This is a genomic window from Amycolatopsis sp. NPDC047767 (genome assembly GCF_040704195.1).
Taxonomy (GTDB): domain Bacteria; phylum Actinomycetota; class Actinomycetes; order Mycobacteriales; family Pseudonocardiaceae; genus Amycolatopsis.
Window position 1 is genome coordinate 24,366 of the sequence record NZ_JBEYSJ010000034.1, and the last position, 21,956, is coordinate 46,321.

Annotated in this window: 20 protein-coding genes; 2 read left to right on the forward strand and 18 right to left on the reverse strand. The window is 71.1% G+C overall.

Annotated features, from left to right (window positions below; translation table 11 throughout):
- Positions 1-21: 21 nt before the first annotated feature.
- Genes AB0878_RS39650 through AB0878_RS39660 form a run of 3 tightly spaced genes read right to left on the reverse strand, consistent with a single transcriptional unit; the run spans position 22 to position 2,694 of the window.
- Positions 22-828 carry an amino acid ABC transporter ATP-binding protein gene (locus AB0878_RS39650; protein WP_366586353.1) on the reverse strand — a complete coding sequence of 269 codons (807 nt, stop codon included), beginning with the start codon at positions 826-828 and terminating at the stop codon, positions 22-24.
- Positions 812-1,744 carry an amino acid ABC transporter permease gene (locus AB0878_RS39655; RefSeq protein ID WP_366586356.1) on the reverse strand — a complete coding sequence of 311 codons (933 nt, stop codon included), beginning with the start codon at positions 1,742-1,744 and terminating at the stop codon, positions 812-814. Before AB0878_RS39655 ends, AB0878_RS39650 begins: the two co-directional genes overlap by 17 nt.
- On the reverse strand, positions 1,741-2,694 hold the full coding sequence (locus tag AB0878_RS39660; RefSeq protein WP_366586359.1) for a transporter substrate-binding domain-containing protein: 954 nt from the start codon (positions 2,692-2,694) through the stop codon (positions 1,741-1,743). The genes AB0878_RS39655 and AB0878_RS39660 overlap by 4 nt, the downstream gene beginning before the upstream one ends.
- Before the next feature lie 309 nt (positions 2,695-3,003).
- Between AB0878_RS39660 and AB0878_RS39665 the strand changes: the two genes are divergently transcribed.
- Positions 3,004-3,645, forward strand: a complete 642-nt coding sequence (locus AB0878_RS39665; protein WP_366586362.1) for a GntR family transcriptional regulator — start codon at positions 3,004-3,006, stop codon at positions 3,643-3,645.
- A 371-nt stretch (positions 3,646-4,016) separates the two neighbouring features.
- On the opposite strand, the gene AB0878_RS39670 is transcribed toward AB0878_RS39665, so the two are convergent.
- The 9 genes from AB0878_RS39670 to AB0878_RS39710 form a co-directional block, all read right to left on the reverse strand.
- Positions 4,017-4,844 (reverse strand): TIM barrel protein, encoded by an 828-nt coding sequence (locus AB0878_RS39670; RefSeq protein ID WP_366586365.1) that lies wholly within the window; start codon positions 4,842-4,844, stop codon positions 4,017-4,019.
- Positions 4,841-5,722 (reverse strand): NAD(P)-dependent oxidoreductase, encoded by an 882-nt coding sequence (locus AB0878_RS39675; protein ID WP_366586367.1) that lies wholly within the window; start codon positions 5,720-5,722, stop codon positions 4,841-4,843. The genes AB0878_RS39670 and AB0878_RS39675 overlap by 4 nt, the downstream gene beginning before the upstream one ends.
- A 165-nt stretch (positions 5,723-5,887) precedes the next feature.
- A complete protein-coding gene (locus AB0878_RS39680) occupies positions 5,888-6,925 on the reverse strand; it encodes a lysylphosphatidylglycerol synthase transmembrane domain-containing protein (RefSeq protein ID WP_366586370.1) in 1,038 nt (345 codons plus the stop codon).
- The gene (locus AB0878_RS39685) at positions 6,925-8,034 is read right to left on the reverse strand and encodes a glycosyltransferase family 4 protein (protein WP_366586372.1); all 1,110 of its coding nucleotides are present in this window, start codon (positions 8,032-8,034) and stop codon (positions 6,925-6,927) included. The genes AB0878_RS39680 and AB0878_RS39685 overlap by 1 nt, the downstream gene beginning before the upstream one ends.
- A 329-nt stretch (positions 8,035-8,363) precedes the next feature.
- Positions 8,364-9,878 carry a CYTH and CHAD domain-containing protein gene (locus AB0878_RS39690; protein ID WP_366586375.1) on the reverse strand — a complete coding sequence of 505 codons (1,515 nt, stop codon included), beginning with the start codon at positions 9,876-9,878 and terminating at the stop codon, positions 8,364-8,366.
- Positions 9,879-9,927: 49 nt separating this feature from the next.
- Complete coding sequence (locus AB0878_RS39695; protein WP_366586378.1) at positions 9,928-10,383, reverse strand: hypothetical protein; 456 nt, start codon at positions 10,381-10,383, stop codon at positions 9,928-9,930.
- Positions 10,384-10,457: 74 nt separating this feature from the next.
- Entirely contained in the window at positions 10,458-11,297 is an 840-nt protein-coding gene (locus AB0878_RS39700) for an aldo/keto reductase (protein WP_366586380.1), read from the reverse strand.
- A 39-nt stretch (positions 11,298-11,336) separates the two neighbouring features.
- Positions 11,337-11,705, reverse strand: a complete 369-nt coding sequence (locus AB0878_RS39705; RefSeq protein ID WP_366586382.1) for an STAS domain-containing protein — start codon at positions 11,703-11,705, stop codon at positions 11,337-11,339.
- A gap of 97 nt (positions 11,706-11,802) precedes the next feature.
- Positions 11,803-13,203: a PLP-dependent aminotransferase family protein gene (locus AB0878_RS39710; protein ID WP_366586385.1), complete on the reverse strand. Its 1,401-nt coding sequence runs from the start codon at positions 13,201-13,203 to the stop codon at positions 11,803-11,805.
- Between the two features lie 82 nt (positions 13,204-13,285).
- On the opposite strand from AB0878_RS39710, the gene AB0878_RS39715 reads away from it, so the two are divergent.
- Positions 13,286-14,497, forward strand: a complete 1,212-nt coding sequence (locus AB0878_RS39715; RefSeq protein ID WP_366586387.1) for an MFS transporter — start codon at positions 13,286-13,288, stop codon at positions 14,495-14,497.
- A gap of 431 nt (positions 14,498-14,928) precedes the next feature.
- Here AB0878_RS39715 and AB0878_RS39720 read toward each other — a convergent pair whose 3' ends face one another.
- The 6 genes from AB0878_RS39720 to AB0878_RS39745 form a co-directional block, all read right to left on the reverse strand.
- Positions 14,929-15,342: an SsgA family sporulation/cell division regulator gene (locus tag AB0878_RS39720; RefSeq protein WP_220238926.1), complete on the reverse strand. Its 414-nt coding sequence runs from the start codon at positions 15,340-15,342 to the stop codon at positions 14,929-14,931.
- Between the two features lie 560 nt (positions 15,343-15,902).
- Entirely contained in the window at positions 15,903-17,309 is a 1,407-nt protein-coding gene (locus AB0878_RS39725; protein ID WP_366586389.1) for an L-fucose/L-arabinose isomerase family protein, read from the reverse strand.
- Positions 17,306-18,319, reverse strand: a complete 1,014-nt coding sequence (locus tag AB0878_RS39730) for a substrate-binding domain-containing protein (RefSeq protein ID WP_366586391.1) — start codon at positions 18,317-18,319, stop codon at positions 17,306-17,308. Before AB0878_RS39730 ends, AB0878_RS39725 begins: the two co-directional genes overlap by 4 nt.
- Positions 18,320-18,347: 28 nt before the next feature.
- On the reverse strand, positions 18,348-19,349 hold the full coding sequence (locus AB0878_RS39735) for an ABC transporter permease (RefSeq protein ID WP_366586393.1): 1,002 nt from the start codon (positions 19,347-19,349) through the stop codon (positions 18,348-18,350).
- Entirely contained in the window at positions 19,346-20,872 is a 1,527-nt protein-coding gene (locus tag AB0878_RS39740) for a sugar ABC transporter ATP-binding protein (RefSeq protein ID WP_366586395.1), read from the reverse strand. The genes AB0878_RS39735 and AB0878_RS39740 overlap by 4 nt, the downstream gene beginning before the upstream one ends.
- Before the next feature lie 291 nt (positions 20,873-21,163).
- Positions 21,164-21,688 (reverse strand): cupin domain-containing protein, encoded by a 525-nt coding sequence (locus AB0878_RS39745; protein ID WP_366586398.1) that lies wholly within the window; start codon positions 21,686-21,688, stop codon positions 21,164-21,166.
- Positions 21,689-21,956 lie beyond the last annotated feature (268 nt).

Genomic DNA, 21,956 nt, shown 5'->3' on the forward strand with positions numbered 1-21,956 from the left:
CGTGGCTCCTCTTCTTCGGGACTACAGCTGGCTCAGGAAGGCACGGGCTCGGTCCGTGCGGGGGTTGTCGAAGAACTCGGCGGGCGGCCCGGCCTCGACGACCTTGCCGTCGGCCAGGAACACCACCTGATCGCCCACTTCACGGGCGAAGCGCATTTCGTGCGTGACCACGACCATCGTCATGCCGTCGGCGGCCAGCTCGCGCATCACGCGCAGCACCTCGCCGACGAGCTCGGGGTCGAGCGCCGACGTCGGCTCGTCGAACAGCATCACGTCCGGCCGCTGCATCAGCGCCCGCGCGATCGCCACGCGCTGCTGCTGCCCGCCGGACAGCTGCACCGGGTGGGCGTGGGCGCGGTGCTTGAGGCCGACGCGGTCGAGGATCGCCAGCGCGCGTTCCTCGGCTTCCTCGCGTTCGAGCTCGCCGTGCAGCAGCGGCGCGAGCGTGAGGTTGCCGAGCGCGGTGAGGTGCGGGAACAGCTCGAAGTGCTGGAACACCACGCCGAAGCGGCGGCGCTGTTCGAGCAGCTTCTTGCGCGGCATGTCGTGCAGCTTCCCGCCGCGCACCACGCGCCCGATGATCTCGCCGTCGAGCAGCACGTGGCCTTCGTCGGGGGTGAGCAACCCGTTGACACACCGCAAAAGCGTGCTCTTGCCGGAGCCGGACGGGCCGATCAGGCACGCGACCTGGCCCTCGCCGAGCGTCACGTCGACGCCGTCGAGGATCTTCGCCTCGCCGTAGCTCTTGCCGACGCCGACGATCTCCAGCAGGTCCGCGCGGGTCTGCTTCGCGTTCTCCTGCGCTTTGTTCTCATGCGCTGCGAGCACCGGCGTCTCCTTCCGTGGCGATGACCGCGTCGGGCGTGCGGACGCGCCGTCGGTAGGCGCCGGCCCGGCGCTCGAGGTAGCGCTGGCCGACGCTGGCAAGGCTCGTCAGCACGAGGTACCAGATCGAGGCGACGAACAGCATTTCCATCGTCGCGAGGTTCTGCGACGCGATCTGCTCGGCGACGCCCAGCACCTCCGTGCCGGCGATCGCGTAGACCAGCGACGTCGACTTCAGCAGCATCACGAACGTGCTCCCGGCGGGCGGGATCATCACCGGGATCGCCTGCGGCAGCACGACTTTGCGTTCGATCTGCCACGTGCTCAGCCCCATCGCCGCGGCCGCCTCGCGCTGCGACTCGGACACCGACTGGGTTCCGGCCCGCACGATCTCGGCCAGGTAGGCGCCCTGTTCGAGCGAGAGCGCGACGCCGCCGGCGACCATCGGCACGAGCACCGAGTTCGTCGAGACGGACCAGAGGCTCAGGTCGGTGAACGGCAGCCCGATCCCGAGCCGCGGCAGGAAGAGCGCGAAGTTGCCGAAGATCAGGATGAACACGATCAGCGGCACGCTGCGGAAGAACCACACGTACAGCCAGCTCGCCGTGCGCGCCACCGGGTTGCGGCTGACCCGCATGTACCCGACGACGACGCCGATGATCGAGGCCACCACGAACGACACCAGGGCGAGCGCGATCGCGCCGAGCACGCCTTCGAGGATCCGCCAGTCGAACAGGTAGCGGCCGATCACCGAGAGGTGGATGTTGTCGTTGTGCAGCAACGTGTTCAGGATGATCAGCAGCACGACCGCCAGCGCCAGCCAGGAGACGATCCGGCCGACGGGCGAGCGCACGGCGTGCTGCTGCGGGATCGGGTCGGCGCGGGTGAACCGCGGCCCGGGGTGGATTTCGGTGGTCATTTGGTGGCCTGGTTCAGGGTCGCGGTGGACACCAGCTGGTTCTGCGGCAGACCGAAGCCGGTGAGGATCTTGGCGTAGCTGCCGTCCTTGATCATCGCGTTGACGGCGGCCTGGAACGCGGCGGCGAGCTTCGGCTGGTTCTGGGCGATGGTGAAGCCCTCGTCGCCCTCGTCGATCTGCTCGGCGATGGCGTCGTTGGCCTTGGTGGCCACGAGCTTGCCCTGCGACTGCTGCGCCGTGTAGACGACGGTCGGCGTGGGGATCATGCCGCCGTCGACCCGCCCGGACTGCACGGCGAGCACGATGTCCGCGGTCGCCGAGAGGCCGATCATCTGCGGGGCCGGTTTGCCGCCCTGCGTGCAGTGCTTGACGATGTCGTTGAAGATCGCGACGGTCGCGGCCGCGGCCTTGCCGAGCCCGATCTTCTTGCCGCACACGGCGTCGAGCGTCTCGAACTGCGAGGCCTTGTCGGCCGTGGCCAGGATGCCCTGGAGGTTCTTGAACGCGCCGACGACGTTGGCCTTGGCGATGATGTCGGCGTTGGCCGCGCTGGCCGAGCCGCTCACCACGATCTTGCCCGCCTGCATGGCCGGCAGCTGGTCGGGGTAGAGCACCTGCTGCCAGGCGACCTTCAGGCCCATCATCCCGGCGGCGTGCTCCACGAGCTTCACCACCGCGCCGGTGGGCGTTTTGGTGCCGGTTTCGTACATGGCCATGGGGGCGGCCTGGAAGTTCGCGCCGCCGTTGATCGTGCCGGCCGCCGCGATGTCGGCGGGGACGAGCGCCTTGATCGCGGGGTCGACCGCCGCGGGGGCCACGGCCGCCGCGGCCGGCTGGCTCGCGGCGGCGGATCCGGCCGGAGCGCCGACCGGGGTGTCTGTGTTCGAGCAGCCGCTCAGTGCGGTCGCCACGGCGACGCCTGCGGCCAGCGAGAGCACCAGCTTCTTCATGGGGACTCCTCAGTCCAACGGCACTGTTGAGCTGCCTGTCGATCAGCGCTCACAGTGCCCCACCGGTTCGGTATGCGTCAAGTACTTGACTGACCAATTTTGTCTGACAAGTATTTCTGCAGAGCCGGACTTGTCGTACCTCGTCCGGGTGGATCAGTGCGCACTCGCCTACACTGGGGACGCTGTCGTTTCCCGGCCCGACCTTGGCCGGGGCGTGGCGCTGCGGCGCCGGTGCAGGGGGGCGGCGGACACACGAGGGATCAACCACAGGAGGTGCCAGCGGTGTCGTCGGTACTCGGATCACCGTCATTGACCGAGTCGCTCAGCGACGCACTTCGCCAGCAGATCATCCGCGGCGAGGTCGCTCCCGGTCTCCGGCTCACGGAGGCGTGGGTGGCGAACCGATTCGACGTCGCGCGCCCCACCGCCAAGGCCGGCCTCGACCGGCTCGTCGCCGAAGGCCTGCTCCGCCGTGGCCCGCGGCGCAGCTCGATCGTGCCGCAGCTGTCCACTGAGGACATCCGCGACATCTACTTCAGCCGCGAGCCCGTGGAAACCCTCGCGGTGCGCACGCTCGCCGAAACCAGGACCGTGCCCGCCGAAGCCCAGCAGGCGCTCAACATGATGCGCGTCGCCGCCGAACAGGCGCTGCATTCCGACCACACCGAGGCCGACGTCGCGTTCCACCGCGCCCTCGTCGCGGCCGCCGGCAGCCCCCGCCTGCAGCGCATGCACGGCACCGTGATGGGCGAGGCGCAGCTCTGCATCGCCCAGGTCCGCCGCACCGCCTCCACCGACCTCGTCGAGCTCACGGCCCGCCACGCGGCCATCGTCGAGGCCATCCGCGAAGGCGACGGGACCATCGCGGAAGCAGCCATGCGCGCCGACCTGCACGGCTGCCGCGACATGCTCCTCGCCGACGCGGCCAAACGCGCGGGAGTCGCAGTCTGACTGTCGCCGGGCGGGATTCAGTGCTCGGTGTGGTCTGGACCGCCGGTTCTCGTGGAGTGGCCGCCGGGACGGGAACGCCACCACTGCGCCCGAATCTGCGGCCGGCGACCGCGCTTGAAGAACGCCTACTGGCCACGAGTTCGCCCACCACGGCCGGAAAGCCGGTCCGCATCGGCGGCCCGACGAAACACGGTCTACCGAGCCGACGGCCACTGAAACGACCCGCCTGCCACCGCGGTCCGGCCGCACGCGCCTTCGCGTGCGCGTCGCCCGCTCACGGCAGCCTGGCATGCCTCGCACGCGGCCGCCCGAAGCCAGGCGACCGCGCCGGCCGGCTACCCAAGCCGGCCCGCGCGGCAGCCCGACCGCGATCACCAGCCCAGGTGGGGAACTCCCTCAACCCATGCCAGGGATTCCTCCGTCGGCACCGTCGGTTTGTACTCGCACGCCACGTTGCCGCGGTAGCCCGACTGCCAGAGGTGTTCCAGGACGCCCGCGAAGTCGACGTCGCCGGTGCCCGGTTGGCCGCGGCCGGGGGCGTCGGCGAGCTGGACGTGGGCGATGAGCGAGCCGTGGGTGTCGATGACGCGCTTGAGGTCGTCGCCGCTGGTGGTGAGGTGGAAGGTGTCGAAGAGGAGGCCGATGGTGTCCGCGCCGGTGTCGGCGCGGGCCTGTTCGACGACGCGGGCGCCGTCTGCGGCGGTGGTGAGGGGGTAGGCGCCGTTGAGGCCGCGGCCGAGGGGTTCGACCAGGACGGTGCCGCCGGCCTGGCCGAGGCGCCGGGTCGCGGTGGCGAGCTGTTCGCGGGCGACGGCGTCCTCCTCGGCGGGGTCGCCGCCGGGGGTGCGCTGGCCGTAGAGAGCGTTGAACGCCGGGCAGCCGGTGCGCTCGGCGATGGCCACGACGAGGTCGAGGTTCGCCGCGAACTCCTCGCGCCGCGCGGGGTTGGAGACGATGCCGCGTTCGCCGCCGGACATGTCGCCGGCGAAGAGGTTGAGGCCGGTCAGAGAGACGCCTGCCTCGGAAATCGCGGCCACGAAATCGTCCACTTCGGACGAAGAAGGCACCGCCGACGGCCACGGCCACCACGTCTCGACCGCGGTGAACCCGGCACTCGCCGCGCGCGCAAAGCGTTGCAGGTAAGGGACTTCCGCGAACAGCAGCGAGACGTTCGCGACGAGCCGCAGCTCCCCCGTCATCGCGCGCTCCACTTCTCGACGCCGGACAGCGCGGCCACCTGGGTCAGCAGCGCCGAGTGGTCCAGTCCACCGGAACCGGTGGCGCGCAACGACGCCATCAGCTCCCCCACCAGCGCGCCGGCCGGGGAGAACACGCCGTTGGACTTCGCGGCCGCGCGGTAGATCTCGAGGTCCTTGTGGTGCAGGTCCACGCGGAAGCCGGGCTCGAACCTCCCGGCCAGCATCGCCTCGCCCTTGCGCGCCAGCACGGTGCTGCCCGCGAGGCCGCCGCCGAGAACGTCGACGGCCGGCGCGAGGTCCACGCCGTGCGTCTCCAGGAACACGAGCGCCTCGGACACGAGCTGCAGCGTGCCCGCGACGAGCAGCTGGTTGGCCGCCTTCACCGTCTGGCCGCTGCCGGGGCCGCCGACGAGCACGATCGTCGTGCCCATCGCCTCGAGCACCGGCCGCGCGCGCTCCAGCGTCTCGGGCGAGCCGCCGACCATGATCGACAGCTTGCCCTCCTTCGCACCGGCCTCGCCGCCGCTCACGGGCGCGTCGAGCATCGGCATCGACACTTCCGCGGCGCGTTCGTGCAGCTCACGGGCGACGTCGGGGCGGATCGTGCTCATGTCGACCAGCAGCGTGCCGGCGGCGGCCGCCGTGAAGACGTCGGCGTACACGGCCTGCACGTCAGGACTGTCGGGCAGCACCGTGACCACCACGTCGGCGCCGGCAACGGCTTCGGCCAGCGACGGCGCGAGCGAGCCACCACCCTCGGCCAGCGGACGGCCTCTGTCCGCGGTACGGGTGAAGCCCACGACGTCGAAGCCCGCCTTGACCAGGTTCAGCGACATCGGGAGGCCCATGACTCCCAGGCCGATGACCGCGATCCGCACTCTGTCTCCCTCCGATGGGCGCCCTGGAACGGACGCCGGTTGGACGGGTGACACCTTTCCTCGTGTCCGACGCGTCGGTCAAGTACTTTTGTCAGGTGAATTTTGTCTAGCAAGATTACCCTGCGAGGCGACAGAGCGGTACCGCACGAGGAGACGCGGTGATCGTCAGGCAGCCGACCGGGCGGGCACCCGAGCCGGCGCACGCTCCGGCAACGTGGCCGACGCGGGAGCCGCGGTACGGGTCGGCAACGCGGTCGGCGCCACCGGCCGGCGACGCAGCGAGCCGAGCCACTGCACCAGCAGCACCGCCCCGCCCGGAGCCGTGGACACCAGGCCCAGCAGCCCGTACACGACGGCGACGGTCACCCCCTGCTGCGCGCCCAGTCCCACGGCGGCGAACGCCAGCGCCGCGACGCCTTCGCGCGGCCCGAACCCGCCGACGTTGATCGGCAGCCCCATCGCCAGCAGCGCGAGCACGAGCAGCGGCAGCAGCGTAGTCAGCGAAGCGGTGGCACCGGCCGCATGCGCCGCGACCACGAACAGCGTGAGGTGCCCGGCCAGCGCGACCAGCGACAGCGCCGTGACCCGCGGCCAGGTGCGCAGCCCCAGCAGCCCGGCGCGAACGTCCGCCATCGATTCCGCGAACCCCCGCCGCCACTTCGACGCACTGTGCAGCCAGCGATCGCCCGTGCTGCACGCGACCGTCAGCACCACGATCGCGACCAGAAGAACACCAGCGCCTGCGAAAGTCAGCACATCGTGTGCGAACCCGGGCAACACCGCAGGTCGGAAAATCAACACGGCGAGTCCGGCCGCCACCACCACGACCTGTCCGGCTGTGCGTTCCAGAACAACAGCTCGCACACCCCGCGCGACGTCACCGGCCTTCCGCCCGTGTTCCACCGCGCGGTGCACGTCGCCGAGGATCCCGGCCGGCAGCACCCCGTTGAGGAACTGGGCGCGGTAGTAATCCCCCACGGCCTGGCGCAGCGGCAACCGCAGGCCCAGCCGTGATGCGACCACGCGCCAGCGCCAAGCGCTCACGACGGTGGTCAGCAGCCCGATCGCCAGCGCGGCCAGCACCGGCCACAGGCCGATCCCGCGCAGGCCGTCGAGGAACGCGTCGGTGCCGAGGCGCCACGCCAGCACCCCGATGATCGCGAACCCGGCGAGGATTCGGAACCACGACCAGAACGTACGCATCAGGCCACCTTGATCGGGATGGAACGCCAGCGGGAAAGGACTTCGGTGAGGCGGCGGGCCGCGCGGTCCCACTCTTCGAGTGCGCTGCCGCGGCCGAGCGCCGCCGTGCGCAGGTCGCGCCGCAGCTCGGCGTCGGTGACCCAGCCGCGCAGCGCGGAAGCGAGGGCGCCCGGGTCGCCGGGCGGGACGAGCAGGCCGGGCACGGCGCCGTCCGACGAGCGGCCGAGCGCGTCGGGAACCCCGCCGACGTCGCTGGCCACCACGGGGATGCCGCGCGCCAGGGCTTCGGTGATGACCATGCCGTAGGTCTCCGCGTGCGAGGGCAGCAGCACCAGGTCGGCGCGGTCGTACGCCGCGTCGAGCTCGGCGCCGGCCTTCGGCCCGCTGAACGTGACGCGGTCGCCGAGGCCCAGGCGGTCGACGGACCAGCGCAGCTCGTCGACGTACTCCGGCGCGCGCGTCAGCGAGCCGACGAAGTCCACGGTGAGGTCGAGGTCGGGCAGCTGGGCCAGCGCTTCGACGAGCACGTCCTGGCCCTTGCGCGGGGTCACCGCCGCCACGCACAGCAGCCGCGACACGCCGTCGGTCCCCGACGCCAGCGGCGCCAGGTCCACGCCCGGCTCCACGACGGCGACCGTCGACGGCCCGAGGCCATGGCGGCGGATCAGTGTGCGCGCGGCCGTCGGGCTGGTCGCCACGACCTGGCGCACCACCCGCAGCGTCTCGCGCTCGCACGCGTCGAGCTCCGCGGCGTGCACGGGGTCGAGGCCGGTCTCGTCGGACAGCGGCAGGTGCACGAGCACACCCAGGCGCAGCCGCCGCGCGTGCGGCACCACGACCTCGGGGACCCCGCACGCGACCAACCCGTCGATCAGCACGGTCGTGTGGTCCGGCAGCGCCGCGAGCGCCCGCGCCAGCCGCGCGCGCCCCGTCGGCCCCGGCTCGGGCCACGACCCGGGCACGGCGACCTGCAGCACGGGCATCCCCGCGCCCGGCAGGCTTTCGCACATCCGCCGGTCGTAGGTGTTGCCCCCGCTGGGCTCCGTGACGTCGTCCACGTTGCCCGGGAGCACGAACGCGACCACGTCCCCCGCCCGCTGACTCCGCACGTTGCCTCCTCACGCCGCTCTACCCAGCAACACGGAAGCCACGGTCCGGCGGTTCAATCCCGCCGGAAATTCCCACCACGGCGCAGCGCCGGGATCCCCATTGCACGAACCGCCACCCGACCACCCGGCCGTGGATCCGCCCAGCCCCCTCCCGCCACCCCGATCCGAAGCCGAAACACGGGCGGCGGCGGGTTGTCAAGATACTCTTTCCAGCCTTGACGACCCGCCACCGCCCGTAGGCACACTCGACCTTCGGGGTGGCGTCCCGCCGCCCCTCCCGGCCCCACGTTCCCCGGCTCCACCGCGTTCCCCGGCTTCGGATCCGCGGCCTACAGCCACTTCGGCGCGTCCCCCTTTTCGAGCCGCTTCCACCGGCTCACGAACTCCCGCCGCATGCCCGCGCGCACTCCCCCGGCGGTCCCGTAGAGCACGCCGAACGTGAACCCCACGCCTTCGTCGTGGCCGTCGACCCCGAGCCGGTACACGACCGGGCCCGCCACCACCCAGTCCTGGTGCTCGCCCAGCAGCTCCTGCACGTTCTTCACGTTCTTGCGCCACCCGCGCACCTTGCCGCCGAACACGGGCCGCACCACGTCGGCCGCGTAGCGGGCGCGCTTGGCCTTCTTGCGCACGTCGTGCAGCGCGTGTTCCAGCTCCCGCCCGGACAGCCCGTGTGCCGCCTGCTCCGCCTTCCTCAGGTTCCCCGCGGCCTTGCGCACCGGCTTGCGCAGCACGCTCCGGGCGGGACCGGTGTCGGTCGGCACACCCGACACGACGGCGTCGAGCTCCTGCACCAGAACCAGGTACCGCTTGCTGCGCAACGCCTCCAGCACCTTCTTGCGCGCGTCCACGGCCTCGCGGGCGAACCGCCGCGTCAGGAACTGGTCCACCGGCCCGACCACGAGCTCGGCCGGCGCGCCGTCCACCCACCCGCGCACGAGCGCCTCGACGACCTCGCCGTCGCGCGCCGGGCTGAGCTCGCCGCCCAGCCACTTCAGCTCGCGCGTCACGTTCGGGATCCGGTCGTCGTCCACAATGGACGAGAAGGTCCGCAGGGCGCTGCGCAGCTTCCTCGACGCCACGCGCAGCTGGTGCACGGAGTCCTCGACGTCGCGCCGCACTCCGACGTCGGCACGCTGCAGCGCCGCGAGCTGCTCCCGCAGGTAGGCGCCGACGATTTCGCCCGCGTCGGGACGCTTGCCGGTCACCTGCCCGTCGGGCACGCGGTCGCCGATCAGGCGCCGCAGCTTCGACGGCCACCGCGACGTCCGGGCGCCGGCGTCGACCAGCGTGCTCTCCAGCTCGTCGAGCAGTTCCGGTGCGGCGTCGCCCGCGAGCTCGACCTCGATCTCACGCCAGCGGTCCAGCCGCGCCGTCTTCCCGCCGACCTCACCGGTCACGTGGTCGTCGGTGACCGTCGCGACGACCTGGCCCGCCGAGTCGGTGAGCCGGTGGGAGAACCGGTCGGTCTTCAGGTGCGCGATGGGCAGCAGCTTGCGGCCCAGCGTGTGGGCGCGCAGCAGCCGGTTGAGCTCACCCGGCACCTTGCCGGCGTCGGCGTCGGCGTCGGCGTCGAGCGGAACCTGCAGCTCCTCGCGCTCGTCGGGCCCGACCGGCAGCTTCAAGTGCCACCCGGCGTCGTGCCCGCCCACGCGCCGGCGAAGGGTGATCCCGGCGCGCACGAGGGAGAACTCGGTTGTGTCGTAGTACGTCGCGTCGAGCTTCTCCTCGGCCGGGGCGTCCTGGCCCTGCACCGTCCCGCCGCCGACGAACTCGGGGACCACCGTGTCCTGCGCGACCTCGTACTTGCGCTCGCGTTCGATTTCGACCACGGGTCTGTTCATTCGTTCACTCCTCAGGTTCGTTCACGAAAGTCTGAGGCATGAGGTGCGCTCACGGCGCGCGATGCTCCAGCGGCGGGCTCACGTCCGGGTAACTCGCCTCCTGGCTCGGCACCGCCGTGGTGACCGCCGTGCCCCGCTGCTCGGCTTCCCGGCGCGAGATCCTGCGGTTCACCACGGCCTCGCCCACCTGCTCGCCGCGGATGCGGCCCAGGACGGCGAGCGTGATGGCGTGCACGATCGCCAGCACCAGCAGCAGCACGCCGACGCGGCCCACCACACCGGGCAGATCGCTGTCGCCGAGCGGGATCGTGGACAGCAACGCCAGGAGTCCCAGCGTCACGAGGTGGAACAGCACTGTCACCAAGCGGGTCATCGACGCACCCGCGGTCGGGTCGCCGTAGGAACTCTCCAGGTACCCGCGGCCGCTGCGGTAGATGATCTGCCCGTCGATCAACACGAGCACCACACCGATGGCGAGGAACGAGACGTACGCTTCTGTGCTCATCCCGGCACACTCCTTCCGGCCTCTCCCGGAGAACTACCCCTGGACCAGCGGGAGAAAACCCGTTCGGTGGCGGTTCAGCCGCGGAAGGTGTCGGGGTGCGGGCCCGTGCGGTGGTCGGCGTCGAGCTTGCCGATCGCCTCCAGGGCCTCGTCGGCGAGTTCGAAATCGAACACGTCGATGTTCTCCCGGATGCGCGAGGGCGTGGCCGACTTCGGGAACACGATGTTGCCCAGCTGCAGGTGCCAGCGCAGCACCACCTGGGCCGTCGTCTTGCCGTGCTTGTCCGCCAGCCCGGTCAGCACGGGGTCGGAGAGCACGGCCGCCTGCGCGAGCGGGCTCCACGCCTCGGTCGCGATGCCGTGCGCGCGGTGGTAGGCGCGCAGTTCGGTCTGCTGCAACGCGGGGTGCAGCTCGATCTGGTTCACCGCCGGGACGGTGCCGGTCTGGCGGGCGAGCTCTTCGAGGTGTTCCACCTGGAAATTCGACACGCCGATCGAGCGCGTCTTTCCGGCGCGCAGCAGCTCTTCGAAGCCTTCCCAGGTGCGCACGTACTTGTCCTGGTGCGGCAACGGCCAGTGGATCAGGTAGAGGTCCACGTACTCCAGCCCGAGCCGGCGCAGGCTGCCTTCGAGCGCGTTGATCGCGTTGTCGTGCCCCTGGGCGTCGTTGGCGAGCTTCGTGGTGACGAAGACTTCCTCCCGGGGCACACCCGACTTCTCGATGCCCTCGCCGACCCCGGCTTCGTTGCGGTACATCTGCGCGGTGTCGATGTGGCGGTAGCCCGCCTCGAGCGCGGTCCGGACGGCGTCGGCGGTGTCTTCCTCCGGAATCTGGAAAACGCCGAACCCGAACTGCGGGATGCGCACCCCGTTGTTCAGCTCGAGGTCCGGGACGTTCGTCGTGTGAGCAGTCATGATCCCGGCCTACCCGAGGCTCCGGACCCCGAAACTCGATCAGGACGCGAGTGCGGCCGCCAGCGCCTGGGCCAGCGTCCTGTGCACGGCCAACGTGCCGGACGCGCCGGTCACGTCGAGGCAGCGGCGCACGCCGCGCGCACCGTCACACACCACGGTGAACGAAACAGCCCGATCGTGCGCGGTGAACAACGCGCGGATGCCGGCGCAGCCGAGGAACTCGACGCGGGAGAGATCCGCCACCACGGGCTTGCCGAGCTCGACGGCTTCGGTGAGTGCTTCGGCGAAGACGTGGCCGGTGGCGGCGTCGAGGTCACCCACCGGGGTGAGTACGCGGGTGCCTTCGTGGTCGGTGGTCGTGATGGTGAGCTCCGCCGGTATCGAGACCGCGGAAAACGGGGTGTTCATGGAGCGCTCCTCTCGCAGGAACCTGCCGGGGCGCTGACCGGAGCACGTGTCTGAACAACAGCCAACACCTCCGACCGTACGCCGGTGCGCGGTGAGGTCAACCCTCGTCGAACACGCGTCTCAGCACCGCGAGGCCGGCCTCGATCTTCTCCGGGGCCACGGCACCGTAGCCCAGCGCCAGCCCGGACGGCGCCGGTTCCCCGCACAGTCCCACCAGGGACTGCACCCCCACGCCGGCCTGGTTCGCCCGTGCCGCAACGGGTTCCGCGTCCACATCGGACAGTGCACAGAGGTGGAGCCCGGCGGCCGAGGGCACCGGCGTGAGCAGTCCCGCGAACCGTTCGTGCAGCAGCGACGTGATGTGCTCGTGGCGCGCGGAGTATTCACGCGTCGCCTTGCGGATGTGGCGAGCGAACAGGCCCTCGTCGAGGAACCGGGCGAGCGCGGCCTGCGTGTGGTGGTCGCCGTGCCAGTCGGCCAGCTCCCGGGCGTGGAGCAATGCCTCGCGCAACGAGCCCGGAGCGATCAGGAAACCCTGGCGCAGCACGGGAAGCAGGGTCTTGGAGAACGAGCCGACGTACGCGACGCAGCCGGCGCGGTCGAGGCTCTGCAACGGTTCGAGCGGCCGGTCGGAGAAGCGGAACTCGCTGTCGTAGTCGTCCTCGATCACGATCGCGCCGGTGCGCTCGGCCCAGTCGAGCAGCGCGGCGCGGCGCGCGAGCGACATCGGCGTGCCGAGCGGGAACTGGTGCGACGGCGTGACGTACACCAGGCGCGTGCGCGCGGGGAGGGCCGCGACCTGCAACCCCTCGCTGTCCACGGGCACGCCGACGATTTCGGCGCCGTGCGAACGGAACAGCAGCCGCGCCATGCGGTAACCGGGTTCTTCCATCGCGACGCGGTCGCCGGGTTCGAGCAGCACGCGGCACAGCAGGTCGAGGGCCTGTTGCGCGCCCTGGGTCACGAGGACGTCGTCGGCGTCGGCGCGCACGGACCGGGAAACGCCGACGTGGCGCGCGATCGCCGCCCGCAGCCCGGCGTGGCCCGCGGGGTCGCCGTAGTGCGCGGAACCGATGCCGCGCAGCTCCGCCGACAGCAGCCGGCGCCAGGTTTGCATCGGGAAGAGCCGTGCGTCGGGGACGCCGACGCGGAAGTCGTACTCCGGGTCGGCCCCCTCCGGGTCCGGCTGGGGCAGTGTCCGCCACACCTCACGCGGCCGGGCCGAACCGGCGGGTGCGTGCCTGGTCCGGCCGGTGGGCAGCTCGGCGGACACGTAGGTGCCGGAGCCGACGCGGCCGGTGAGGAACCCGTCGGCGGTGAGCCGGTCGTAGGCCACGGCGACGGTGTTGCGGGACACCGAGAGGCGTTTCGCCAGCTCACGGGTGGGTGGGAGGCGTTCGCCGGAGCGCAGCCGGCCGTCGAGGATCGCGTCGCGCAGTTCGCGGTAGATGCGCGTGCCGAGGTCGCCGCGCCCGGCGAGCGTCACGTGGAAGTCCACCTCCGGCAGCCTACATTGGCCCGGTCCTTGTGCGCGGAATTGGATCTGGTGCAGGGCCAAAGGCGGCTCTAGCGTCGACGGCATGACGACGATCGAGCGCCCCGCCTCCGTGACCGGCTCGCGGCCCGGCCGCCTGCTCGCGGGCGCGCAGCTCGCCGCCTCACTGGGCGATGGTGCTTTTCTCACGTGCTCGGTGCTGTATTTCACGCGCGTTGTCGGATTGACACCAGGCCAGGTGGGGCTCGGTCTCACGCTGGGCTGGGCGGTGGGCACGGTCGCCGGCGTGCCGCTCGGGCACGCGGCCGACCGCCGGGGTGCGCGGGGCGCGGCGGTGCTGCTGTCGCTGGCGACCGGGCTGGCGATCACGGCGTTCCTGTTGGCGGGTTCGGCGTGGACGTTCACGCTCGCCGCTTGTTGTTACGCCACCGGGCAGTGTGGAGTCAGCGCGGTGCGCCAGGCCCTGCTGGCCGCGGTGGCCGAGCCGCAGCAGCGCACGCGGATCCGCGCGCACTTGCAGTCGGCGGGCAACGCGGGGCTGGCCGTCGGCGCGGGCCTCGGCGGCCTCGCCCTGGTGGCCGACACGCCCGGCGCGTACGTCGCCGCGTTCTCCCTCGACGCGGCCGCGTTCGTGGTGTCCGCCGTGCTGCTGCGCCTGCTGCCGGCCGTCGCACCGGTGCCGCGGGCCAAGGGCGAGCCGGCGCTGGCCGTGCTGCGCGATCGGCCGTACGCGCTCGTCACGCTGCTGAACGCGATTCTGTTGCTGCGCATGCCGTTGCTGAGCGTTGCGATTCCACTGTGGATCGTCTCACGGACCGCCGCTCCCGAGTGGACGGTGTCGGCCCTGTTCGTGCTGAACACGATCGTGGTGGTGCTGGGCCAGGTGCGCGTCGCGACCCGCGTGACCGGCCTGCGCTCGGCGACGCGGCTGGTGCGGCACTCCGGGCTGCTGCTGGCCGCGTCGTGCGTCGCCTTCGCGCTGTCGGCAGCGGGGTCGTCGGCGACGGTGGCCGTCGCGGTGCTCGTCGTCGGCGCGCTGCTGCAGGTGCTCGGGGAGATGCTGCAGTCGGCCGGCACCTGGGAAATCGGCTTCGACCTGGCGCCCGCCTCGCGGCAGGGCCAGTACCAGGGCTTCTTCGGCAGCGGGACGTCCGTGGCCCGCATGGCGGGCCCGGCCCTGCTCAGCAGCGTGGTGGTCCAGTGGGGCACCCCGGGCTGGCTGCTGGTGGGCGCGGTCTTCGTGGCCGCCGGGTGGGCGATGGGTCCCGCCGTCCGCTGGGCCGGCCGTCGGCGCTGAGCCCGAGAGCGACGTGGGGCTTCGGCGAGCCTCGGTGATCCGGCCGTTCGCTGAGGCAAGCCGCTCAGCGAGTCAAGCCGACCGGTAGCGCCCAGGTACCAAGGCGCCCATGCTCTCGTGACACGGCCGGCCGGTGACGCAAGCCCCCGGTAGCGCTTGGGTACCAAGGCGCCCATGCCCTCGTGATGTGGCGCGGCCGGTGGCGCAAGCCGCTCAGTGGCGCAAACCACCTGGCCTCGAGGTGTCCCTGATGGCACTGACCTCGGCCGGCCTTGAAGCCCCGGTGATGCGGCCAACCGGCGGCTCAGGCACCTCAGCGGTGCGAGCCACCCGGCGGCGCTGAACCCCCAGCGACACCACCAGCCTGTGACACAAGCGGCTCAGTGGTGCAATCCACCCACTCGCGCGGAGTCCCCGACAGTGCCGGGGACTCAGTCGCGCAGCGCGAGCTTCGCGAGTTCCTGGTCGAAGTCGAACCAGAGGGCCTCGTCGCCGGCCGGGACCTCGTCGTAGGTGCGGTCGAGGAAGTCGGCCAGTTCGTCGGCCGGGGCTTCCAGCACGGCGGAGCCGTCGGGGGCGTTGAGCTCGACGACCACGCGGGCGTCATCGGCGGCGGGGCGCACTCGCACGTCGCCGTCGCCGGCGGGCGCGATGAGGCCGTCGGCGAGCAGGTCGCGGCCGAAGAGCCAGCGGACGACACCGGGGCCGGCGTGGTAGCCGACGGAAATGGCGTACGGGTCCGACGGGTCGTACTCGAGGTCAGCGCGCACCGGCAGCGGAACGCTCCCGAACGTGCGCAGCCCGAAGACGATCGTCGCGTGGACGACGGGGGGCTCGGTGCCCATGGCGGTACCTCCTTCATCTCGTTCTCGGGTGGAATCAACTCACGGCTCAACGTGAATGTTCCTCTATGAGTAACGCCCCGTAAGAGTACGAGCTGCCCGACAACCGATCTTTCACCCCTTTGGTGGAGACGGACGTCTCATGCGCTCACTCATCGGAATGAAGGGCGTCCCCGATCGATGACCGCAAGCTGCCGAGGGCCCCCGCGGGCCGCGCTCGCCGACGAGCCGGGCACGACGGCGGCTGGATCCTGCGCCGCCCCGACGGCAGCGCGTGGCAAAGGCGAGCACCCTCGGCGCCCGGCGCGTGCGCGACGGTGAGGTGCTTCACCTTGTGCCACGGGGCACAGACCGGCCGGAACTCGAGTACGACGACCTCGCGGCAACGGTCGCGGCCGCCGCCGCGCGCACCGGCCGGCCGCGGGCTCCCCGGCACTCGCGGAGGCTGGGCCTAGCGGGCGCCGGCGTCAACGCGAATCCCACGGCCGGCGCCACACGCAGAAGTCTCACCGGGGCATGGTCGCTCCCGGCGCATGACGGTGGCGGCCGCCGGCCGGAAGCGGTCAGCGCGTCCACTCCTCCACGCGCACCCCGAGCAGCTCCGCCGCCACGCGCAGCTCCCGGCGCCGGTCGCCCGGGACGGCGTGGATGTGGTTGGCGCCGAACCCCCGCAGGAACACCGGCGCCTCGACGTCCAGCCGGGCGAACGCGTGCGGCCATTCCGGTGTGGACCGAGCGGCCAGCGCCGTGTTGGTGGCGTCGTCGTAGCACTCGAACTCGCCCAGGACCAGCTGCAGCCGATAGGCGCCGTCGAACCGGGTCAGCCGCGCGAGGGTCATCCGCCCCGGCGCCGCGAAGTGCGCCACGGAAGCTCCACCGGCCGGGAAGAAGAACACCGACGGATACAGGTGCACGCGGCTGAGGTTCTCCACCGGATCGTCGCTGCGGGCGGCGAACCACGTGGCATGTTGTCCGGAATTGCACAAATCCCACACGTCACGATCGGGATGGTGGTGCCGGACGTCCGCGAACAGCACCGGGGTGCCCGTGATGCGGTGCATCAGCTGCATCGTCAGCGCACCGTCCATATCGGACTCCGTGGCGGTGACGTGGACGGCCTTGGGCCCGTTCCAGTCGTACGGGTCGTTGAGCAGCGCCTCCGCCACGTCCATCGTCGCGAAGTTCTCCGTCAGCTCGGGCTGGGCCTTGATGCCGGAGAAGTCCAGGTGCCGCTCGGCCGCGAGGTCCCGCACGGCCAGGTACGTCCGGATCTGCCGCTCCAGCAACGCCGGCGTGAGCTTCTCACCGTCATAGTGGACGGTCGCGAACCGCTCCAGCCACTCGCGTCCGCGCGCGGCCTCGGCGGCGTCGGCCTTCTCCGCGCGCAGCACGAGCTCGTACTGGTCGATCTCCTCGACGTCCACCCCGAACTGCCGCATCCACTCGTCGGTGTTGGCGACGGCCGTGTTCATCCCCATCGGCCGCCCGCCGAACCGCCCGAACGTCGAGCCGCGCAGCGACGCCACGGCACCGGCCGCCCGCGCGTGCACGCCGACGTCGTCGATCAGCGCCGGGTCGTCCGGCGCGCCCCACAGCCGGGTGTGCCGCCGGCCGATCTGGTCCAGCGCCCCGCCCGCGGCGAGCATCCCGACGAGCCCCGGCTCCGCCGGATCGGCCGACGCGACGAGCAGCAACGGCGTCGTTGTCGCGTCGGCTGCCAGCATCGTGAAGTGCGGAAAACTCCACACGGCGTAGTAGAACACCGTCACGTCCACCGAAGCCGCGGCGACGGACCGGGCGGCCGCGGTCGCCGTGGTGTTGGTGGCCACGAGCCCGCCGCTGATCACGTCGTGGCCGGCGGCCGTGAGGGCGGCGCTGAACGCGTCCACTTTGGACCTGATGAACCCGGTGTTGCGCCGGTGCACGTGATCGCGACCGTCGGAGATCGCGATGATCCCGATGCGCGTCATGAGCCGTGGTTGAGCTCTGCGTAGACCTGCGCGGCGTTGTCCTTCGTGATCTGCCGCGTCTGCAGGGTCTGCGTCTTCTGGACCTGCCCGCAGTCGACGAGCAGTTTCTTCGCCGCGGCCACGGCTTCCGCCCCGCCGGTCGGGTAGATGAACGTGGCCGACAGCCGCCCGGCCTCCACCGCCTTGATGCCGCCCTCCGGCACGGGCAGCCCGTCGATGCCGACGATCGGCAACGTCGCCTTGCCCGCGTTCTGCGCCGCGAGCCGGGCACCTTCGGCCATGGGGTCGTTCTCGGAGAAGATCGCCTGCGCGTCGGGGTGGGCCTTGAGCAGCGCGTCGGCCTGCTGCTGGCCCTTGTCGCGCAGCCAGTCGGCGTCGGCCGTCCCGACGATCGTGATGCCCGCGCCCGCGATGCCCTCGGCGAAGCCGTCGGCGCGTTCCTTCGCCGGCGTCGAACCCGCGAGGCCTTTCAGCTCCACGATCTTCCCGCCCTGCGGCAGCAGGTGCTGTTTGAAGTACTGGCCGGCCCGGCGCCCGATGTCCACATTGTCTGCTCCGATGAACGACGTGTACGCGTCACCGTCCACTTTGCGGTCGAGCACCAGCACCGGAATGCCGTGGTCGTAGACCTTCTTGACGACACTGGTGAGCGGCGTCGCCTCGTTGGGACTGATGATCAGCAGGTCGATCTTCTGCGTGAGGAACGTGCTGACCTGCTCCACCTGCTTCGAGTTGTCCTGCGCGGCGTCGGCGAAGTTGACCGTGAACTGCGGGATCGACGCCGCGGCCTTGCGGATGTCGTCGTCCATCCGCACGCGGTAGGGCTCGCCGAGGTTCGCCTGGCTCATGCCGATGGTGAACTTCCCGCCCGGCCCCTTGCACGCCTGCGTGGCGGGCCCGGCGCCGGACGACGCCCCCGGCGCGTTCTCGTGCGTGGTGCCGCAGGCCGCGGCCACGAACGCGACCCCGGCGACCGCGAGCGCCGGCCCGCGGCGAGTGGTGGTGGACATGTGAGCTCCCCTTCCCTGGCCAACGTGGCTACGGCCCGGCCTGCGCGCGGCCCGGACGCAGCCGTTGCAGCCCGGCGGCGAACACGATCACCACGCCGACCACGATCAGCTGCACGTTGGAGTCGATGTTGTTGAGCTGGAGGATGTTGTCGAGCACGCCGACGAGCAGCGCGCCCGCCACGGTGCCGAGCACGGTCCCGCGCCCGCCCGAGAGGCTGGTGCCGCCGATGACGACGGCGGCGATGGCGTTGAGCTCGTAGCCGCTGCCGTCGTTGGGGCCGCCGAAGTTGAGCTGTCCCGCGTGGACGATGCCGGCCAGCGCGGCGAGCAGCCCGCAGATGCCGAACACGAGCACCTTGACCCGCACCACGGGCACGCCGGAGAGCCGCGCGGCCTTTTCGTTGCCGCCGATCGCGTAGATGTGCCGGGAGAACGCGCTGAACCGCAGCAGCACCATGGCGAGGGCGGCGACCACGACGAAGATGAGGGCGGGGATCGGGACGGTGCCGTTGAACGTCCGCTCCCCCAGCAGCGAGAACGGCACCGGGGCCTGGCCGGGGCCGTCGCCGTAGGTGATGGACACGCCTTCGCCGCCGGACCACATGCGGGCGAGGCCTCGGGCGATCTGCATGCCGGCCAGGGTGACGATGAACGACTGGATGCGGAACCGGGCGCTCGCGACCCCTTGCACCAGGCCGAAACCCAGGCCGAGGGCGAGGATCGCGAGCACGGCGGGGACGAGGGCCCAGTCGTTCGTGGTGAGCAGTTCGGCGACGCCGACGGACGCGAGGCCCAGCACCGAGCCCACGGACAGGTCGATACCGCCGACGAGGATCACCAGCGTCATGCCGACGGCGAGGATGCCGATCTCGGAGATGGCGCGGACGACGTTGAGCAGGTTGTCCGCGCCGAGGAACACGAGTTCGCCGTCGTTCGAGGGCGAGAACACGATCGCGGCGGCGAACACCACGACGAGCCCGAAGACGCTCTGGAACCGGAACAGCGTGGCGAGCACCGTGCGGCCGGTCACCGGACGTCTCCCATGGAGGCGGCGAGCAGCTCGCCTTCGCCGGCGAGGGCGGTGTCGAGCTCGTGCACGGTCTTGCCGCCGCGCAGCACCACCACGCGGTCGCAGACGCCCACGAGCTCGGCGGGTTCGGACGACGCGAGGAGGATTCCCACCCCGGTTTGTGCGACTTCTCCCAGGATCCGGTAGATCTCGGCCTTCGCGCCGACGTCGACGCCTCGGGTGGGTTCGTCGAGCAACAGCAGATGTGGTTTTGTGAGCAGAGCGCGTCCGAGAACCACCTTCTGCTGGTTGCCGCCGGACAGCGAGCCGACCGGGTCGGCCAGTGTGCGAAGTTTGACACCGAGCTGTTCGGCCGAGGCCTCCGCGGTTTCGCGCTCCCGGCCGGCGGAGACGATGCCGAAGCGGGCCAGTGCGTCGACGATGGAGAGGACGGTGTTGGCGAGGGTCGAGTGGTCGAGCGAGAGGCCGGAGATCCGGCGGTCCTCGGGGACGAAAGCCACGCCGTTGCGGAGCGCGTCTCGTGGGGATCTCGGACGGTATTCCTTGCCGTTGAGCCGGATTTCGCCGCCGGTGATGGTTCCGGGGGACGCGCCGTAGAGGGTTTCGAGGAGTTCGGTGCGTCCTGAGCCGAGCAGGCCGGCGACCCCGACGATCTCGCCGGCACCGACGCTCAGGCTGACCCCGGCCGGTTCGCGGCGGCCGGCCTTCGGGGTGACGACGAGTTCGTCGATTACCAGAACGTGTTCACCTTCGGACGGTTTGGTTTCAGTGGTGAACATCTGCTGCACCGGCCGGCCCACCATCGCTTCGGCGACCTGCGAGGCCGTCAGCTCGCGCGCGGCGAACTCGGCGACGACTTCGCCATTGCGCAGCACCGTCGCCCGGTCCGCGACGCGTCCGATTTCTTCCATGCGGTGGGAGATGTACACCAGGGCCACACCGGCTGTGCGCAACCGGTCGATCACTGCGAACAATCGCTCGACTTCGCGGGGGGAAAGCGCCGAGGTGGGTTCGTCCATGATCAGGATCTGTGCGTTCAGCGACAGCGCTTTCGCGATGGTCACCAATTGTTGTTCGCCCGTGCGCAACCGCTCGACCGGCGTGGTGGCGTCGAGGTCCACACCGGACTGTTCGAGCAGGGCTTTCGTCTGGCGCACCATGCGCTTGCGGTCGAGCACGCCGTAGCGGGTGTGCGGCTCGCGGCCGAGGAACACGTTCTCCGCGACGGACAGCGCCGGCACGAGGTCGAGCTCCTGGTGGATCATCGCGACGCCGGCGCGCTGCGCGTCGGCCGGGCGGGCGAACCGGACCGGCACCCCGCCGATCCGGATCGCCCCCTCCTCGGCGGCCACCTCTCCGGAGAGAACCTTCATCAGGGTGGACTTGCCCGCCCCGTTCTCCCCGAGGAGCGCGTGCACCTCCCCCGCCCACACGGTGAAATCCACCGAACGAACTGCACGCACTCCGCCGTAGGCCTTGCTGACGCCGGCCAGCTCGACCAGCGCGACGCCGTCGTCGCCCATCCCCCTCGATCCCACCGTTCGAGAAATCGATTACCAGCGAAGGTAAGGGGGCCGCCGGAGTGTGTCAAGGGTCACTGGACAACCGGTTGAAAACGAGGGAAACCGGACCAGGTGGAGCGCGGATGTGCGGAAATCTTCGACTGAGTGGGGCAATCCGCTGCGCCGCTCAGTCCACGACCTGGCCGGTCAGGCACCGGCGACGGAGCGACATCCGCGGGTCGGAAAACGCAGCCCGCGACCACGTCGACACAGACCCGTCGGCCGGCTGCGCCGTTCGACAGCAGACGCCGATCAATCCCCCGCCCCACCCGGAAAATCCACCACCGCGGCACGCTCCGGCTCCCCCGCCAGCAGTCGCGTCCACACCGGACTCGTCGTGAAGTGGTTGTCGAACTGCTCCTGCGTGGCGAGCACCTCGGAGGGGTCCGCCGCACCCCGCCGGATGCGGTCGCCCAGGCGGAAGTAGTCGAAGCGGTTCTCGCCCGGGGCCTTGACGATCAACACGTCGGCGCCGGACTCGGGCAGGGTGCCCCAGGCGTGCACCACGCCCGGAGGGACCAGCAGGTAGTCGCCGGTGGTCAGGACCACGATGTCGGCTCCGACGAGCACGCGGAGGCGGCCGTCGAGCAGGTAGAACATCTCCGGCGCGAGCCGGTGGTAGTGCGGTGGCGGACCGTCCACGCCCGGACCCAGCGTCGTCCGCACGACGTTCATCACGCCGCCGGTGTCGGTGGCGTCCGCGAGCAGCCACGTGCGGTTCGACTCGGCGCCCAGCACCTCGGCGGCAGCACCCCGGACCAGTACCGGCTCATTCATCCCGATCGACCTCCTCGAAAGCCTGCCAAGATAATACGGCGCCGAACTATTCGAAGTCAAAGCAAACCGGCAGGGTTGAACAACCGGTGACGATCACGCACCGTCCCGGCGACAACCTCGGCCACGCTCCGCACTCTCGCCGTTTCCCCAGTGCGCACACCGTAGGTTTGCCGGGTGGTTTGTGGCAGACCTCGCGCGAAACGTGTCCCCGGCGGTGTGGCCTGGGCAACTTTTTGGCGGGTTCCCACAATGCAGCGGCTCCGGCATG